The organism is Caulobacter sp. FV1ye6ST (assembly GCF_058681225.1).
Genome location: NZ_CM178733.1, coordinates 4,817,721 through 4,832,992 on the forward strand (window position 1 = coordinate 4,817,721; position 15,272 = coordinate 4,832,992).

Annotated in this window: 12 protein-coding genes; 4 read left to right on the forward strand and 8 right to left on the reverse strand. The window is 67.6% G+C overall.

Annotated features, from left to right (window positions below; all coding sequences use genetic code 11):
- Nucleotides 1-10: 10 nt before the first annotated feature.
- The gene (gene pgi / locus ACW175_RS22870) at nt 11-1,630 is read right to left on the reverse strand and encodes a glucose-6-phosphate isomerase (RefSeq protein ID WP_492102208.1); all 1,620 of its coding nucleotides are present in this window, start codon (nt 1,628-1,630) and stop codon (nt 11-13) included.
- 109 nt (nt 1,631-1,739) lie between these two features.
- On the opposite strand from pgi, the gene ACW175_RS22875 reads away from it, so the two are divergent.
- Both ACW175_RS22875 and ACW175_RS22880 read left to right on the forward strand, forming a co-directional pair.
- Nucleotides 1,740-2,234, forward strand: a complete 495-nt coding sequence (locus tag ACW175_RS22875) for a hypothetical protein (protein WP_492102209.1) — start codon at nt 1,740-1,742, stop codon at nt 2,232-2,234.
- A 150-nt stretch (nt 2,235-2,384) separates the two neighbouring features.
- Nucleotides 2,385-3,116, forward strand: a complete 732-nt coding sequence (locus ACW175_RS22880) for a DUF1353 domain-containing protein (RefSeq protein ID WP_492102210.1) — start codon at nt 2,385-2,387, stop codon at nt 3,114-3,116.
- On the opposite strand, the gene ACW175_RS22885 is transcribed toward ACW175_RS22880, so the two are convergent.
- Nucleotides 3,117-5,270 (reverse strand): protein-disulfide reductase DsbD family protein, encoded by a 2,154-nt coding sequence (locus tag ACW175_RS22885; protein WP_492102211.1) that lies wholly within the window; start codon nt 5,268-5,270, stop codon nt 3,117-3,119. It lies immediately after the preceding gene.
- A gap of 167 nt (nt 5,271-5,437) precedes the next feature.
- Between ACW175_RS22885 and ACW175_RS22890 the strand changes: the two genes are divergently transcribed.
- Nucleotides 5,438-5,830, forward strand: coding sequence for a hotdog family protein (locus ACW175_RS22890; protein ID WP_099581833.1), 393 nt, complete (start codon nt 5,438-5,440; stop codon nt 5,828-5,830).
- 70 nt (nt 5,831-5,900) lie between these two features.
- On the opposite strand, the gene ACW175_RS22895 is transcribed toward ACW175_RS22890, so the two are convergent.
- Together ACW175_RS22895 and ACW175_RS22900 are read right to left on the reverse strand one after the other, a co-directional pair.
- Nucleotides 5,901-6,707 carry a SapC family protein gene (locus ACW175_RS22895; RefSeq protein ID WP_492102212.1) on the reverse strand — a complete coding sequence of 269 codons (807 nt, stop codon included), beginning with the start codon at nt 6,705-6,707 and terminating at the stop codon, nt 5,901-5,903.
- Between the two features lie 315 nt (nt 6,708-7,022).
- Complete coding sequence (locus ACW175_RS22900) at nt 7,023-9,077, reverse strand: TonB-dependent receptor (RefSeq protein ID WP_492102213.1); 2,055 nt, start codon at nt 9,075-9,077, stop codon at nt 7,023-7,025.
- Nucleotides 9,078-9,223: 146 nt separating this feature from the next.
- On the opposite strand from ACW175_RS22900, the gene ACW175_RS22905 reads away from it, so the two are divergent.
- The gene (locus tag ACW175_RS22905; protein WP_492102214.1) at nt 9,224-10,051 is read left to right on the forward strand and encodes an acid phosphatase; all 828 of its coding nucleotides are present in this window, start codon (nt 9,224-9,226) and stop codon (nt 10,049-10,051) included.
- Nucleotides 10,052-10,128: 77 nt separating this feature from the next.
- Here ACW175_RS22905 and ACW175_RS22910 read toward each other — a convergent pair whose 3' ends face one another.
- From ACW175_RS22910 to ACW175_RS22925, 4 genes are all read right to left on the reverse strand, one after another.
- Complete coding sequence (locus ACW175_RS22910) at nt 10,129-10,656, reverse strand: GNAT family N-acetyltransferase (RefSeq protein WP_492102215.1); 528 nt, start codon at nt 10,654-10,656, stop codon at nt 10,129-10,131.
- Nucleotides 10,653-11,531, reverse strand: a complete 879-nt coding sequence (gene aguB, locus ACW175_RS22915; protein ID WP_492102216.1) for an N-carbamoylputrescine amidase — start codon at nt 11,529-11,531, stop codon at nt 10,653-10,655. Before aguB ends, ACW175_RS22910 begins: the two co-directional genes overlap by 4 nt.
- Nucleotides 11,531-12,532 (reverse strand): agmatine deiminase family protein, encoded by a 1,002-nt coding sequence (locus tag ACW175_RS22920; protein WP_492102217.1) that lies wholly within the window; start codon nt 12,530-12,532, stop codon nt 11,531-11,533. The genes aguB and ACW175_RS22920 overlap by 1 nt, the downstream gene beginning before the upstream one ends.
- 163 nt (nt 12,533-12,695) lie before the next feature.
- On the reverse strand, nt 12,696-15,146 hold the full coding sequence (locus ACW175_RS22925) for a TonB-dependent receptor (RefSeq protein WP_492102218.1): 2,451 nt from the start codon (nt 15,144-15,146) through the stop codon (nt 12,696-12,698).
- Between the last annotated feature and the right edge of the window lie 126 nt (nt 15,147-15,272).

Here is a 15,272-nt window from a genome sequence, read left to right on the forward strand (position 1 = left end):
GGCCGGGCGGCTATTTCCGTAGCCGCTGGATCAACGCCGTGGTCGACGGGTCGTGCTGGCCCGTCGTTCCGCTCTCGAGTTCAGGCAGGATGCGGCCCGCCATCACCTTGCCCAGCTCGACGCCCCACTGGTCGAAGGAATTGATCCCCCAGATCACGCCTTCGACGAAGGTCTTGTGCTCATAGAGCGCGATCAGGGCGCCGAACGTGCGGGGCGTCAGGCGCTCCAGCACCACCAGGGTCGAGGGCCGGTTGCCGGCGAAGGTGCGCTGCGGGGCCAGGGTGGCGATCTCGGCTTCCGAGACGCCCTTGGCCTGAAGCTCGGCGACGACATCCTCCGTGGTCCGACCGACCATGAAGGCCTCGGCCTGGGCCAGCAGGTTCGACAGCAGCTTCTCATGCATCCCGGCCGGCCCCTCGTCCGACTTGGCGACGCCGATCAGCTCCATCGGCGTGATGTCCGTGCCCTGGTGCATGCACTGGAAATAGGCGTGCTGAACGTTCGTGCCCTCGTCGCCGAACACCACCGTGGCGGTGCCGCGCTTGACCGGCTGGCCGTCCGGACCGACCGACTTGCCGTTCGACTCCATCTCCAGCTGCTGCAGGAACGACGCCAGGCGGCGCAGACGGTGCGAATACGGAACAACCGAACGGGCGCGACGGTCCAGGCCATTGCGATTGAAGATCTGGGCCAGGGCCACCAGCACCGGCGCGTTCTTGTCCAACGGCGCGGTGCGGAAGTGCTCGTCCATGGCCGCGCCGCCGTCCAGGAAGCCCTGGAACGCGTCCCAACCTGCCGCGACGGCCACCGACAGGCTGACCGACGACCACAGCGAATAGCGGCCGCCGACCCAGTCCCAGAAGCCGAACACGCGGTCATCGGGAACGCCGAAGGCGGCGGTCTTGTCCAAGGCGGTCGAGATCGCGGCCAGATGCTGTTTCGCTCCGGTCTCGCCCAAGGCCGCGGCCAGCCAGGCGCGGGCCGCGCCGGCATTGGCCAGGGTCTCCTGCGTCGTGAAGGTCTTGGAAACGACGATCACCAGGGTCTCTTCCGGGTCCATGTCCGCCGTGGTCAGGGCGAACTCGGCGCCGTCGACATTGGCGATGAAGCGCAGGTCGATCTGGGTCTTCACCGGGCGCAGGGCGTCCCATAGCAGGCGCGGGCCAAGGTCCGACCCGCCGATGCCGATATGCAGGATCGCCTTGAACGGCTTGCCGGTCGCGCCCTTGATCTCACCCGAACGGACGGCGTCGGCGAAGGCCTTCATCCGCTGGCGGACGGCGTCGACCTCGGCCATCACCGGCTGCCCCAGGGCCTTGAAGTCGGCGTCCGCCGGTGCGCGCAGGGCCGCGTGCAGCACCGCGCGACCCTCGGACGAATTGATCGCGTCGCCGCCGAACATCCGGGCGCGAGCGCCTTCGACGTCCGCCGCGTGGGCGAGGTCGAGCGCCGCCTCCAGGCCGGCCTCGTCCCAGGCCTGCTTCGAGAGATCCAGGTGCAGGCCGGCGACGTCAAGGGTCAGGAGATCCAGGCGGTCCGGCTCGGCCACGAAGAAGTCGACGATGCGCTGTTCGCCCGCGGCCTTGGCGGCGGTTTCCAGGCGGGTCCAAGCGGCGTCGAGATCGGCCATGAGCAGTCCTTCTTTCGAACGTGGTAAATCGCTGTTTACGAAACCGGGCTTATCAAACGGCTGCCGCCACGTCATGGCAGACCAATGACGTTTTTTGCGCGAGTCCCCCATGTCCTGTGACGCCGTCGCCTTTTCCGCCATGCTCTGGATGGCATCGTTCAATCCTGGGCAGGCTGCTGGGCCAAGTCCAGCGGTCATGCAACAGCCCGCCGCCCCACGGTCCGTGGCGGGCGAGCCCTTGTTCCTCGACATCATCAGGCGCGCCAAGCAGCTGAAGGCCGAGACCGAAGCCTACCGCCAGACGCTGGCCAAGGCCGGCCCGGCAGGCGCGGCGCTGAAGCTGAAGGGCTTCGACGCCTTCTCAGGCCGCATCGGCGACCTCTCCGCCTTGGACATGAAGGGCCACGTGACCCTGAAGGAACGCGGCGCGGTCGACGACCTCAAGTGCATCCTGCGCGGCATCAGCCAGGACCTGCCCGAGAAACTCGCGGCCGTGGGCGCGGCCACGACGATCAAGGCCCAGGACCTGGCCCTGCGCGACATGGCCTATCTGCTGAACGACAATGTCGAAGTGATCACCGCCCCGCCTCAACCCGCGGCCTAGAGCGCGTTAGGTTCAAGTGTGAGCGGTTAAACCGAGTAAACAGGCTCTAGGAGCCGGCGGCCCAAGGCCGAAACTTCGCCATGGTCGCTTGATACCTGACCGCCGGGCGCTCAGAAGATCGTCCTGATCCTCCCTGCTCTCCCTGGCTCGATGTCCCGCACCAAGACCCTCGCCGCCGTCGTCGGCTCCGGCCTGCTCCTCGCCGCCTGCGCCAGCGAGACGAACACCACCGTCTTCGTGCCGGTCGTCGCGCCCGTGCTGCCCAGCTCGCTGACGCCGCAGCCGATCATGCTGTTCAACCAGACCAAGGACGGCCGCAAGCTGTTCACCCTGGACGCCGAGTTCCCCTACTGCGACGTCGAGACCGGTAAGGTGATCGTGGTGCCGCGCTGGTACGTGACCGACTTCGCCAGCGTGCCCTGGTACGGCCAAGGCTTCGTCGACCCGCAGGGACCGACCGCTCGCGCGGCCATCATCCACGATTGGCTCTACACGATCGGCGAGCCAGGCAAGCGCGAGGAGGCCGACGCCATCTTCCTGCGGGCCATGCTGAAATACGGCGTCACGCCGTTCCAGGCCAACCTCGCCTATCAGGCCGTGCGGCTGGGCGGCGAGAAGGGCTATGGCCTGCCGACCGACTGGCGCTTCGTCGATCCCAAGCGGCAGGAGTTCACTCAAGCCCCGCCGTTCGCCAAGCCGCGCACCGGCATGGTTCGCTACCTGCCCAAGTGCCAGGGCTTTACCGCCCTGATCCAGACCGGCTGGCGCGCCTACCCGGTCAAGACCGCCGCGCCGGTGATCCCGCCGCCGCTGGTCGTGACCAAGACTCCGCTGGACAAGGTCAAGGACAGGCTGCCTTTCGGGAACGAGAAGAAGAAGTAACTAGGCTCCGGCCTTCTCGATCGCCTCGATGACCATCCCTTCGGTCAGCAGCTGCGGCAGGATGACCGGCGCGCCGCCATTCTTCGGATAGACCACGTAGAGCGGCACGCCGACGCGGTCGAACTCGGCGAGCGCTTGGGCGATGACCGGGTCGCGATTGGTCCAGTCGGCCTTCAGATAGACGGCGTTCCTGGCCTTGAAGGCCTCGGCGACCTTGGAACCGGACAGCGCCACCTTCTCGTTGACCTGGCAGGTCACACACCAGGCCGCGGTGAAGTCGACCAGGATCGGCCGGCCGGCGGCCTGGAGTTCTTTCACCTTCTCCGGCGACCAGACCTCGGCGGCGAGGCCAGGACCCGAAGGCGCGGCCTCGCCCGCGACGGCGGCGGTCGTTGGCTGGGCGGCCAGGGCGGCGGAGGCGGCCAGGACGATAGCGGCGACGACGGCCAGCAGGGCGATGATCATCGAGACCATTCCGCCCTTGCCCGCCGCGCGACGGTTCTGGGCGAGACCGTAGAGCCAGGCTCCGAAGGCGGCCAGCACACCGGCGGTCAGCAGCTGGCCCAGGGCGATCGGGCCGGACTGCTGGGCGAACACCCAGGTCAGCCACAGAGCCGCGCCGTACATCGGGAAGGCCAAGCCCTTCTTCAGCACGTCCATCCACGCGCCGGGACGCGGCAGCAGCTTCAGGAGACCCGGGATGAAGGCCACCGCGACGAATGGGGCGGCGAAACCCAGGGCCAGGGCCAAGAAAACCGCCAGCGCCACGAGGGGCGGCTGAGTCAGGGCGTAGCCCAGGGCCCCGGCCATGAACGGCGCGGTGCAGGGCGCGGCCACGACGACGGCCAGGGCGCCGGTGAAGAAGGCGCCGGTCGCTCCGCCCTGAGCCGAGGCGCCCGATCCGACGTTCTGCACCGAGGTCCCGATCTCGAAGACGCCCGACATGTTCAGGGCGACCAGCAGCATCAGCAGGCCCAGGCCCGCGATCACCAGCGGCGACTGCAGCTGGAAGCCCCAGCCCACCGCGGCGCCGCCGGCCCGCACGGCCAGCAACAGGCCGGCCAGGGCCAGGAAGGTCGTCACGACGCCCAGCAGGAAGACGAGGCCCTGCAGGCGGGTCTTGCCGGCGTCGTGGGCATGGCCGGCCAGGCTGGCGGCCTTCATCGACAACACCGGGAAGACGCACGGCATCAGGTTCAGGATCAGACCGCCGACGAAGGCGAACAGCAAGGCGCCGGCCAGACCGCCCGAGACCTTCCCGTCCGCCGCGGCCTTCTCGGCGGGCGGCGGCCCCATTCCGGCGGCGGTCGCGGGCGGCTCGCCCGGCGTCGCGGTGATCTCCCAGGCCCCGGCCTTGGTCGAGATCACCCCAGCCACCTCGGCCGGCGCGGTCCCGCCGCCGACGAAGTCGTATCCGGGCTTCAGCGACAGGGTCAGGCCCTCGGGGCCGCGATCGACGATCTGGTCGGCGGCGTGCTCGATGGCCTTGGGCGAATAGGGGAAGAAATAGGCGCCGGTCATGTCGGCGCCCTTCAGCGGGTCGCCGATCACGGCCAGCTTCAGAGTTTGACCGTCCAGCTTGAACACCGCCCTCAGGCCCGCCGGCTTGGGCGCCTTGGCCAGGACGTCACCGACGACCGGCCCCCACTTGGGATCGGCGGCCGGCGCGGCCACGACCGGCAGCAGCAGGGAGAGCTTGGCCTCCTCAGGCACGCAGACCTGTTCGCAGACCAGGTAGAAGACGTCGGCGGTAAGGCTGATCGTGGTCCCGACCTGAGCATCGGCCGCCGCGGTTATCGGCACGGGGATGAAGACCTCGCCCTCATAGGCATAGTCGAGCAACGGGCCCAGCTTGGCGGTCTTTGGCGTCGGCCAGACCATGTCGCCAGCCTTCCAGCCGGCCGGCAGGGTCCAGGTGATCTTGGTCGCCTCGCCCGCGTCGCCCGGATTGCGCCAATAGGTGTGCCAGCCCGGAATGATCTTCTGGCGCAGGGCCACATAGGCCGTGCCGCCCGGCGCGATGCCGGTCTCCTGCGCAACCAGTTCGGACTCGATGTGCCCGGAATTGACCACCGGCCCAGCCACGGCGGCGCCGGCCAAAAGGCTCGCGGCCAGCAAGGCTTGCAGGGCGAGGACGGCTCTCTTGAGGAACATGCGCGGGTCCGGAGGGCGAAAAGTCAGCGGACGCACACATGGCCCCGCCTAGCCGGCTCGACAATGGAGAAGACGCGGCAGACAGTCGAGAGAGCCTGTCCATTTCGGGTGATTCACCCGAAATGGATAAACAGGCTCGTTCTCAGTGGAATTAACCGGAGCCGCCCATGCCCGCCGCGTTCGACGATATCGAGATCGGCCAGGTCGTGAACCTGGGCTCGCGGGCCGTGGACGGCAAGGCGCTGGACGCCTTCATCGCCGCGTTCACACCTGGCTGGCCGGTCGAGAACGGCGCCCCGGACGGCATGGTCTTCGCCATCTGGACCCGCCTCGACGGCGAGGCCAGCGCCGCCTGGCCGCAGACCAAGCGCCTGGGCGTCGACGCCCTGCGCTGGATGCGCAACCCGCCGGTCGGCGAGCTGCTGCGCGGCCGCATGACCGTGATGGGCAAGGATCCCGTCGGCGAGGGCAAGGGCATCGTCATCGCCCAGCACGACCTGCTGGACGAGGCCGGCCGCCTGGTCTTTTCCTGCCTGACCCGCAGCATCTTCGCGCGCTGAGTTTCGCCAAGAAAAAGGGCGGCGGAGCCGAAGCTCCGCCGCCCTTTTGTCTTTCAGCTGTCGCCGAACCTTAGTTCAGGCTCGTGGCGGCGACGGCGGTCTCGGCTTCGACCTGACGCATCATGGTCTTGTTGACCAGACGGTCCCAGCCGAGCAGCGACACCAGGTGCGCGTAGATCTGGGCCAGGGCGCCGTTTTCCTGCAGCTCCTTCAGCTTTTCAGCCGACAGCTTGTTCAGCTTCTCTTCCGAGACGCCGTAGTACTCGGCGACGGTGACCGGCTCGCCCGAGGCGGCGCCGGTTTCGTCCTGCGGCTGGAAGGTGGCCTTCTTCAGCTCGAACAGGTCCAGTTCCTTCAGCAGGGCGATGAACGAGTCGGTGCGGCGACGCTCCAGCTCGAAGTCGTCGCAGAACTTGATGCACTGCTGGGTGTATTCGGTCGGTTCGCCCTTGGCGTCGAACAGCGGGGTCTGGCCTTGCTCGCTCAGCAGTTCCGAACCGCGGTCGATGCAGACGATCAGGCGGTCTTGGCCGTCGTCATTGGCCAGAACGAACGGATAGCGGCGGATATAGGCCGGGATGTAGACGTTCGGCTCGACCGAACCGTCGGCGCCGATGAAAAGGTTCTCGGCGTTGTTCAGGCCCATCACGGCCAGCGGCACGCGATCGTCACCGGCGAAGATCACCGGGAAGGTCAGGGCGGCCGGACCAAATTCCGAGACCGTCAGCGGCACGGCGGTGCCGGCGGCGGCGAAGGCGTACGGCTTTTCCTTGTGCACCAGCGCCAGCTTGGCGTGCTGTTCGCGATTCAGCGGTTCTGGCGAATTGTAGAACAGGACATTGCCGGAGATCTGGCCGGCGGACTGGGTCGTTTCCATGAAGAGCTCTACGACAAAATAAAAAACGGACGCTCGAAGGCTTCAAGACGACCGCGAAGGGTCCGGCGTTCTAGCCGATCCCAGGGGAACCGGCAATCTGGACCGCTGTCATAGCGAGACTCGACGACCGTTATTCACCGGGCGCGCGAGCGGAGAGGCTGGAGACTTCCAAGGGATGGGATGCAGTCCGGGACCCGGCGTATGGGCCAGGTCCCGGCGCGCGGCGGACCTCTCTGGGGCTGGTCGAGAGGCCCGCGCTTCGCGTGACGCTTGGAAGCGCCAAGCGAAGGTGCGAGCGGTTTCGCGCTTCGGGGATCAGAAGCGCCAGGCGAAGCCGGCGCGGACCGAGCGGCCCGGCGACGGCGCGAAGTCCTTCAGGAACGAGACGTGCTCGCGGATGGTCTCGTTGGTCAGGTTGCGGCCGTCGATGAACACGCGAAGGCCGGAGTCGGCGATCGGCTTGTAGGTCACCATGGCGTTGACCTGGGTGTAACTGTCGGTGGGCAGCTCGAAGGCCGAGACGCGGTTCTGGCTGGCCACGCGGCGAACCTCGCCCTGGACGTCCAGGCGGCCGGTGCTCCAGATGGCGCGGCCAGTCACGGCCCACGGCGGCACGCGGGCCGGCACGCCCAGGTCGGTCGAGCCGCGTACCCAGTCGTAGGACGTCTCCAGCTTCAGCGACTGGGCGCCTTGTCGCCAGGCGACGTATGAGGCCTCGACCTCGGCGCCGTGGAACTTGGCGTCGGTCTGGCTGTACTGGAACACCGGCAGACCGTCCTCGACGGCGCCCGTGCGGGCCTCCTCGATGAAGCCGTTGTACTGGGCGCCCCACAGGTGGGCTTCGGCGCGCAGGCGATCGCCGGTGTAGCGATAGGTCGCCTCGACCGAGACCACCTTCTCGGACTTCAGGTCGGCGTCGCCGACTTCGTAGCCGCCGGTGCCCGGGTGCGGGCCGTCGGCGAACAGTTCGGCCTCGGTCGGGGCGCGGCCGTTGCGCGACACGGTCAGGGCCACGAACTGGTGCTCGGCCGGCTTGTAGAACACGCCCAGCGAACCCGAGACATTGTCGAAGGTCTTGTCGGCGAAGCTGGTCTTCAGCTCGCGGCTGTCGAAGCGCAGGCCCGCGTCGATCCCCCAGTCGCCCTTGTCCAGGCGCTGCAGGGTGAAGACGCCGTATTCCTTGATGTCGGTCGAGGGCACGAAGGCCTCGTCGCCGATGGCCTCGAAGTGGCGCTTCAGGGCCTGGAAGCCCACCGCGCCCTGCCAGCCATCACGCTCCTTCTGGACCAGCTCGAGGCGGCCCTCGGTGCCGTCCGACAGGAAGCGGGTGCCGACCTCGCCGCTGTCGACGCCGATCTCGGCGTGCTCGTACTTGGCGTGGCCGACCGACAGGCGGACCTTGTCGAACGGCCCGAGGTCGACATCCTGCTCGCCGCGCACATCGTAGCGGGTCTGCTGCAGGTGGATCGAGACCGGGCCCTCGGCGTTCGGATCGATCGGGGCCAGGATCTGCTCGTAGGGCACGCCGTAGGTCGTATCGATCTTCTTGACCGAGACCCCGAAGAAGCCGCTGTCGTGGACGTAGGAGACGCCCGCGCCGTAGGCGTCGACCTCGACGTCGGCGTTGCGGACCTTCTTCTCCGGATCGACGGTCAGGCCGTCGGCCCTGGCCAGGCGGGCCGAGACCGGGGCGGTCGGGACGTCATAGTCGCCGCTCTCGCGATGATCGGCGTCGATGGCGAAGACCAGCGGCCCCTTGCCGAACTTGGCCGAGCCGTTGATCGACTTGCCGTCGTCGACGGATGAAACCGAGCCGGCCAGGCGGCCCTCGAAGCCGTTGGCCGGAGCCGACGAGGGCACCCGATCGTCGATGATGTTCACGACGCCGCCAATGCCCGAGCCGCCATAGGCCAGGGTCGAAGGGCCGCGCAGCACTTCCACCCGCGAAGCCTCGCCCGGATCGGAGGCCACCGCGTGGTCAGGCGACAGCGACGAGGCGTCGACCTGGCCGACGCCGTTCTGCAGCACCATCACCCGCGGGCCCGACAGACCGCGGATCACCGGGCGACTGGCGCCGGGGCCGTAAAAGGTCGAGCGCAGGCCCGGCTGGCCGTTCAGCATGTCGCCCAGGCCGGCGGGCGGGGCGACATCCAGCTGGTCGCGGGTGACGATGTTGACGCTGCTGGTCACTGTATCCAGGGACACCGCGTAGGGCGCGGCGGTGATGACGACCTTGTCGACCTGATTGGCCGCCTGGTCGCCTTCCGAGGCCGAGGGCGTCGCGGGCGCGGCCGGAGCGTCGGCGTGGGCGGAAACGGCGGCGGCGAGCGCGATGAGGCTCGCGGCGGAGAAGGCGACGCGACGAAGCATGGGCGGTCCTGAAACGACTGAAACTTGGCCGGGAGAGCGGCCGCGCTGAAGTGTTATGAAATAACATATCTGGTCGTCAATCCGCTTTCGCTTGACGCACGACTTTCCCGCGGCTCTGTGGGCGAATGACCATACGGATGCATTCGATGACCCGTTTCGCGCTCATCGCCGCCGTCGCCTCGGGCCTGGCCCTGACTGGCTGTTCGGCCGTCGACGGCCTGCCCAATCCTTTCGCGCATAGCGCCGCGCCGGCGACGAAGGTCGCCACGGCGCCCCCCTCGGCCGGTTGGGTGAAGCCGCCGCCCGGCTATCTCGGTGGCAATGGCGGGATCGACGCGGCGACCATCATCGGCCCGCCGCCCGCGCCGGACAGCCCGCGCGGCAAGGCCGAACGCGCCCAGTTCGACCAGACCCGCAAGCTGGCCAATACCGAGACCTGGAGCCAAGCGATCGCCGACGCGGACCTCTCGGGCAAGAACGGCATGAAGGCCTTCTCTTGCGCGGCCGGCGTCACGCTGAGCGCCGAAGCGACCCCGACCCTGGCCAACATGCTGCTGCGCCTGACCGACGACGCGGCCAAGATCTACCAGCCGGCCAAGTCGGTCTATCAGCGCCCCCGTCCGCCGGTCGGCAACACCGCGCCGATCTGCGTGCCGCGCGAGGCCTGGATCAACACCGACGGCTCCTATCCGTCCGGCCACGGCCTGATCGGCTGGGCCTGGGCCTCGGTGATCGCCGAGCTGGTCCCCGACAAGGCCAGCCCGATCCTGGCGCGCGGCAAGGCGTTCGGTGACAGCCGCATCGTCTGCGGCGTCCACTTCCAGAGCGATGTCGAGGCGGGGCGCTATCTGGGCTCGGCCCTGGTCACGCGGCTGCACGACGATCCGGGCTTCATGGCCGATCTGGCCAAGGCGCGCGAAGAGGTGAAGGCCTCGAAGGCTAGTGGCCCGCCCGTTAACTGCCCGGCTAGCTGAAGCCTTCGATCCTTGTCATCCCGACTCTCCGCGTCGCCGCGGCCGGGATAACCAGCTTTTGGGAGCTTCGTGTTCTCTCAGGCCTTCGCCACGAACACCACGTGGGCGCGCAACGGATCGTTCTCCGCCAGGCCCGGATGATCGAAGTCCTGGGCCGGGTCGTGGCTCATGCCGATCCGGCGCATGACGCTCTGCGAGGCCAGGTTCGCGCGGGCGGTGAAGGCGATGATCTCGGGCAGCCGCAGGGTCTCGAAGCCGTAGGCCAGCGCCGCCTTGGCCGCCTCGGTGGCGTAGCCCTGGCCCCAAGCCTCGGGATGGAAGCGCGAGCCGATCTCGACCGCCTTGGGCATGGCCATCTCTGGCGGAACCCACCAGAGACCCGTCATGCCGACCACGCGCGCGTCGGCCCGGCGCTCGACGACCCAGAAGCCGAAGCCATGCTCGGCCTGATGGGCCTGAACCCGGTCGACGAAGGCGTCGCTCTCGGCCCGGCCGCGCACGCCGCCCAGCCAGGCGCCGACCCGCGCGTCGCCGTTCATGGCTGCGATGACGTCGCGGTCGGCGTCGACCGCCGGGCGCAGAACCAGGCGGTCGGTGCTGATCATGCGGGGCGACCGGCGGCCAGCGCCTGATAGAACTCCGGCCGGCGATCACGGAAGAAGCCCCAGGCCGCGCGGTGCGTCGTCAGGAAGTCCAGATCGAAGGTCGCGTTGACCAGGCCCTCGTCGGCGCGGCCCAGCTCGCTGACCAGGTCGCCGCGATGATCGGCGATGAACGACGAGCCGTAGAAGGTCTGGCCGCCGTTCGGATAGCCGTCCCACGGCTCGAAGCCGATGCGGTTGGCGCCGACCACCGGGATCACGTTCGAGACGGCGTGGCCCTGCATGGCTCGACGCCACGGCAGGGCGGTGTCCAGGCTCGCGTCATGCGGCTCGCTGCCGATGGCGGTCGGATAGAACAGGGCCTCGGCGCCCATCAGGGCCATGGCGCGGGCGGCCTCCGGGTACCACTGGTCCCAGCAGATGCCGACGCCCAGGCGGCCGAAGCGCGTGTCCCAGACCTTGAAGCCGGTGTCGCCGGGCCGGAAGTAGTACTTCTCCATATAGCCCGGACCGTCGGGGATATGGCTCTTGCGATAGAGGCCCAGCAGCGAACCATCGGCGTCGGCCATCACCAGGCTGTTGAAGTAGTGCGGGCCCTCGCGCTCGAAGATCGAGATCGGGATCACCACGCCCAGCTCGCCAGCCAGGGGCGCGATGGCCTTGACCACCGGGTGCTCGCGCCATGGATGGGCTTGCGCGAACCAACGCTCTTCCTGGGCGACGCAGAAGTACGGCCCCTGGAACAGCTCCGACGGCAGGATGACCTGCGCGCCCTTGGACGCCGCTTCACGGATGAAGTGTTCGGTCTTCTTGATGTTGGCTTGCAGATCCATGCCGTACGAAGTCTGGATCGCGGCGACGCTGAGCATGCGGGCCATTAGACGGGCTCCTGCTGGCTGATGCAGTGGAACGAGCCGCCGCCGGTCAGGATGGCGTTGGACGGCAGGCCGATCACCTGCCGCTCGGGGAACAGGCCCTTGGTCACCTCGACGGCGAAGGCGCCCGACTCCTCGGCGTAGATCGGCACGATGACCGCCTCGTTGGCGATCAGGAAGTTCATGTGCGAGGCGGGGATCGGTTCGCCGTCCTCGTCCAGGATCAGCCCCGGCGAGGGGATGCGGGCGACCTGCAGGGGCGAGCCGCGGCTGTCGGTCATCCCGGCCAGCAGGCGGGCGGTCTCGGCATAGACCTCGGCGTTGGGATCATCGGCGCCAAAGCCCATCGGGCAGGCCACCACGCCCGGCGCCACGAAGCGGGCCAGGTTGTCGACGTGGCCGTCGGTGTGGTCGTTCAGCAAACCATCGCCCAGCCACAGCACCTTCTTGGCGCCCAGGGCGTCGGCCAGCGCCGAGGTCGCCAAGGCCTCGTCCCAGCCGGTGTTGCGGTTGGCGTTCAGCAGGCACTGGCGCGTGGTCAGGATCGTGCCGTTGCCGTCGTGGTCTAGGGCGCCGCCCTCGAGGATGAAGCCGTTGCGCACCAGCGGCGCGCCCGAGGCGGCGGCGATCTGCTCGGCGACGATGTCGTCGCCCTCCAGGCTGTACTTGCCGCCCCAGCCGTTGAACCGGAAGCCAGCCGCGGAAGCCGCGCCGTTGCGGTCGACGAAGATCGGGCCTGTGTCGCGCAGCCAGATGTCGCCGAACTGGCCGCGGACGATCTCGACGCTCGTGTCGGAGAGCAAGGCGCGGGCGGCGACTTGGGCCTCGTCGCCGACCACCATCAGGCGCACGCGCTCGCCGCCCGGGCCGGCCAGGGCGCGGGCCAGATCGGCGACTTCCCGCTGCGCCTGCTCCAGATCCTCCTGCCAGAGGTCGGCGTGGCTGGGGAAACCCACCCACATGGCGCGGTGCGGAGCCCACTCAGCGGGAACGGTGACGGTCATTCGAGAGCCCAATGGAGACGGGAAAAAACGAAAGGGGGCGCAAATGGCCCCCAAAGGGGTCCGGGTCAAGCGGCCCTTCACTAGCAAATCCACATGACAAAGAAAAAGGGCGGCCCGGAAACCGGGCCGCCCTCGTCCTTGGTCGATGCGTGAAGCCGGGTTCTTAGAACTCGGTGCGCAGGGTGAACTGCACGGTACGCGGAGCGCCGATGTAGTAGGTCGGAGCGCCGGTGCCGGTCACGCCGGCGATCGCCAGCGCGTTGGTGCGCGAGCTGATCGAACCGAAGTAGGTCTCGTTGAACAGGTTGTTGACGTTCAGCTGAGCGTAGGTGCGCTTCAGGAACGGCAGGTCATACTTCACCGACATGTCCCACACGGTGTAGCGCGGAGCCACTTCGTCGTTCACGTCGGTCGAGAAACGATCGCCGGTGTACTTGCCTTGCACGCCCAGGTGCAGGGCCTCGGTGATGTCCCAATCGACGCGGCCACCGAAGGTGTACTTCGGGGTTTCGACGATTTGCTTGCCCTTCAGCGGGATCACGTTGCCAGCGGCGGCGCCATTGACCAGGTCCTGCTGGATCGTGCTCTTGTTGTAAGAGAACGAGGCCGAAACCGTCAGGTACTCTTCCGGCGCCCAGGCGACCTGCGAGTCGAAGCCATGGGCCTTAACCGCGCCGACGTTACGGTCGATGCTGTAGCCCAGGTCCGGATCGTAGGATTGCACGATGCGGTTGGCGTAGTCGGTCTTCCACACGGCGGCCGTGGCCATGACTTGGGCGCTGTTGAAGCGATAGCCCAGGTCGTAGGTCTTGGTGCTTTCCGGCTGGGTGTTGGCCGGCGAGCCAACGCCATTCACCAGGGTGGCGCTGTAGAGGCTGTCCGTACGCGGCGAGGAGAAGCCCTCGGCGTAGCTGGCATAGACGCTGCTGCCGCCGCCCAGGTCGAAGCTGGCGCCCGCGTTCGGCAGGACCTTGTCGTACTTCACGGTCGCCGAGAACGGCTTGATGTACTTCGTCGCCGAGGTCCCGAAGGTCACGCTGCCATCAGCCGCGGCGGCGTTCGGAACTTGAGTGGTGCAGCTCACCCCGAAGCCCGAGACGACACCCGCGACGGTCGAAGCATTCGTCGTGTAGCAGTATTGGTTCAGCTCGCGCTTGAAGAAGGGCGCGCGGACGCCGAGGTTCACGATCAGGCGGCTGTCCATGAACTTGCCGCGATATTCGGCGGCGGCCTGGTTCAGCTGGGCGATCGAGAAGCGGTCACGGTTGCGCAGGAAGCTGCCATCCGAGGTCATGACCTTGGCGCCGTGGCCGTCCTTGCCGCCGAACACGTTGGTCGTGTTGCCGGCCGCGTCCAGAGTCGTGAACTCGCCGGTCTGGCGGTGACGACCATAGTCACCCGTGTAGGCGACGCGGATGCGGTGGTTGTCGCTCAGGTCCCAGATCAGCGAGCTGGTGACGGTGTAGCGACGGGTGTTGGTCACGCTGGGCGCGAAGAACGCCACGGTGTCACCAATGACGCCGTTGCCATTCAGATCCTTGCCCGTGGCGGCCGTGCCACGAACGCGGCCGTCATTTTCCGAGATCGTACCCAGCTGACCACCACCATCGGCCAACGTGTATTGGAACGACGGGTCGACGGTCAGGCGGAGGTTGTCGGCAAGGTGGAACAGGGCCGAACCACGCAGGCTGCCGGTGTTCGACGGGTTGACCTGACGGCCGTAGTAGTTGGTGCAGTTGCCGGGGACCACGACACCGCTAACGGCGGCCGGGTTACAAACGTCGTCGAAGTCGTAGTTCTTGCCGAAGTTGCGGAAGTCCGAGAGCGTCAGCGCACGGATGTTGTTGTTGCGGTTCTCGTTATAGTTGGCGGCCAGGCTGATGAAGTCGCCGCGATCGCCGAGATCCTGCATGATGCGGGCGTTGAACTGCTTCTTCTCAAGCGTGCCCTTGCCCTTCCACTTGTCGTACTTCTGCCAGGAGCCGGCCACGAAGGCCTTCGTGCCCCACGGGCCGATCTTGCCAGTGTCGAGCATCAGGAAGCCGCGGCGATAGTTATTCTCGCCGACCGAGGCGGTGGCCATGCCGCCGAACTCGTTAGCCGGCTTGCGGGTCACGTAGTTGATCGTGCCGCCGGTGGCCGAAGCGGTCGGGCTGTCGACGTCGGTCGTGCCCAGGTTGACGCTGGCGCGGCTGATCAGTTCGGCGTCGAGCTGCTGGTTCGGGTAGACGGCGTAGTTGCCGGTGTCGTTCAGCGGAACGCCGTCGAACGTGACCGAAACGCGGTTACCATCGAAACCGCGCAGGCGCAGGTTACCGCCCGACGAACCGTACGGGTCGTTGTTGGTGAAGCTGACGCCCGGGAGCAGGTTCAGCGATTGGAAAACGTTCTGGCCGGTCGATTGCGAGGCCAGGAACGCGGCGTCGACCGAGGCGCGTGACTTCGGCAGCGTCTCGACGATCTGGCCGGCGACGGCGCGTTGGCCGGCGGCGGTGACGACGACGTTTTCGACTTCGTTAGCTTGCGAGCCCGTCGATTGGGCCATCGCCGCGCCGCTGGCCATCAGGCAGCCGACCAGCGCGGTCGTCGCCAGGGCGAAATTTTTCATGTTCATCTTGTAGATCCCCTCATTATTCGACACGCCTGCCGTGGACGGCATGGATGAGCATCGTTGAGGGCCGTTTAGCGAAAGTTTTAGAAGGTTTGGTGACGGAAAGGCCACGCCCTCCCCCAAACTGTC

Excerpts from the sequence above, each read along its gene's own strand:
- pgi (WP_492102208.1), bottom strand. The coding sequence starts at position 1,630 with ATGGCCGATCTCGACGCCGCTTGGACCCGCCTGGAAACCGCCGCCAAG.
- ACW175_RS22875 (WP_492102209.1), top strand. The coding sequence starts at position 1,740 with ATGTCCTGTGACGCCGTCGCCTTTTCCGCCATGCTCTGGATGGCATCG.
- ACW175_RS22880 (WP_492102210.1), top strand. The coding sequence starts at position 2,385 with ATGTCCCGCACCAAGACCCTCGCCGCCGTCGTCGGCTCCGGCCTGCTC.
- ACW175_RS22885 (WP_492102211.1), bottom strand. The coding sequence starts at position 5,270 with ATGTTCCTCAAGAGAGCCGTCCTCGCCCTGCAAGCCTTGCTGGCCGCG.
- ACW175_RS22890 (WP_099581833.1), top strand. The coding sequence starts at position 5,438 with ATGCCCGCCGCGTTCGACGATATCGAGATCGGCCAGGTCGTGAACCTG.
- ACW175_RS22895 (WP_492102212.1), bottom strand. The coding sequence starts at position 6,707 with ATGGAAACGACCCAGTCCGCCGGCCAGATCTCCGGCAATGTCCTGTTC.
- ACW175_RS22900 (WP_492102213.1), bottom strand. The coding sequence starts at position 9,077 with ATGCTTCGTCGCGTCGCCTTCTCCGCCGCGAGCCTCATCGCGCTCGCC.
- ACW175_RS22905 (WP_492102214.1), top strand. The coding sequence starts at position 9,224 with ATGACCCGTTTCGCGCTCATCGCCGCCGTCGCCTCGGGCCTGGCCCTG.
- ACW175_RS22910 (WP_492102215.1), bottom strand. The coding sequence starts at position 10,656 with ATGATCAGCACCGACCGCCTGGTTCTGCGCCCGGCGGTCGACGCCGAC.
- aguB (WP_492102216.1), bottom strand. The coding sequence starts at position 11,531 with ATGGCCCGCATGCTCAGCGTCGCCGCGATCCAGACTTCGTACGGCATG.
- ACW175_RS22920 (WP_492102217.1), bottom strand. The coding sequence starts at position 12,532 with ATGACCGTCACCGTTCCCGCTGAGTGGGCTCCGCACCGCGCCATGTGG.
- ACW175_RS22925 (WP_492102218.1), bottom strand. The coding sequence starts at position 15,146 with ATGAACATGAAAAATTTCGCCCTGGCGACGACCGCGCTGGTCGGCTGC.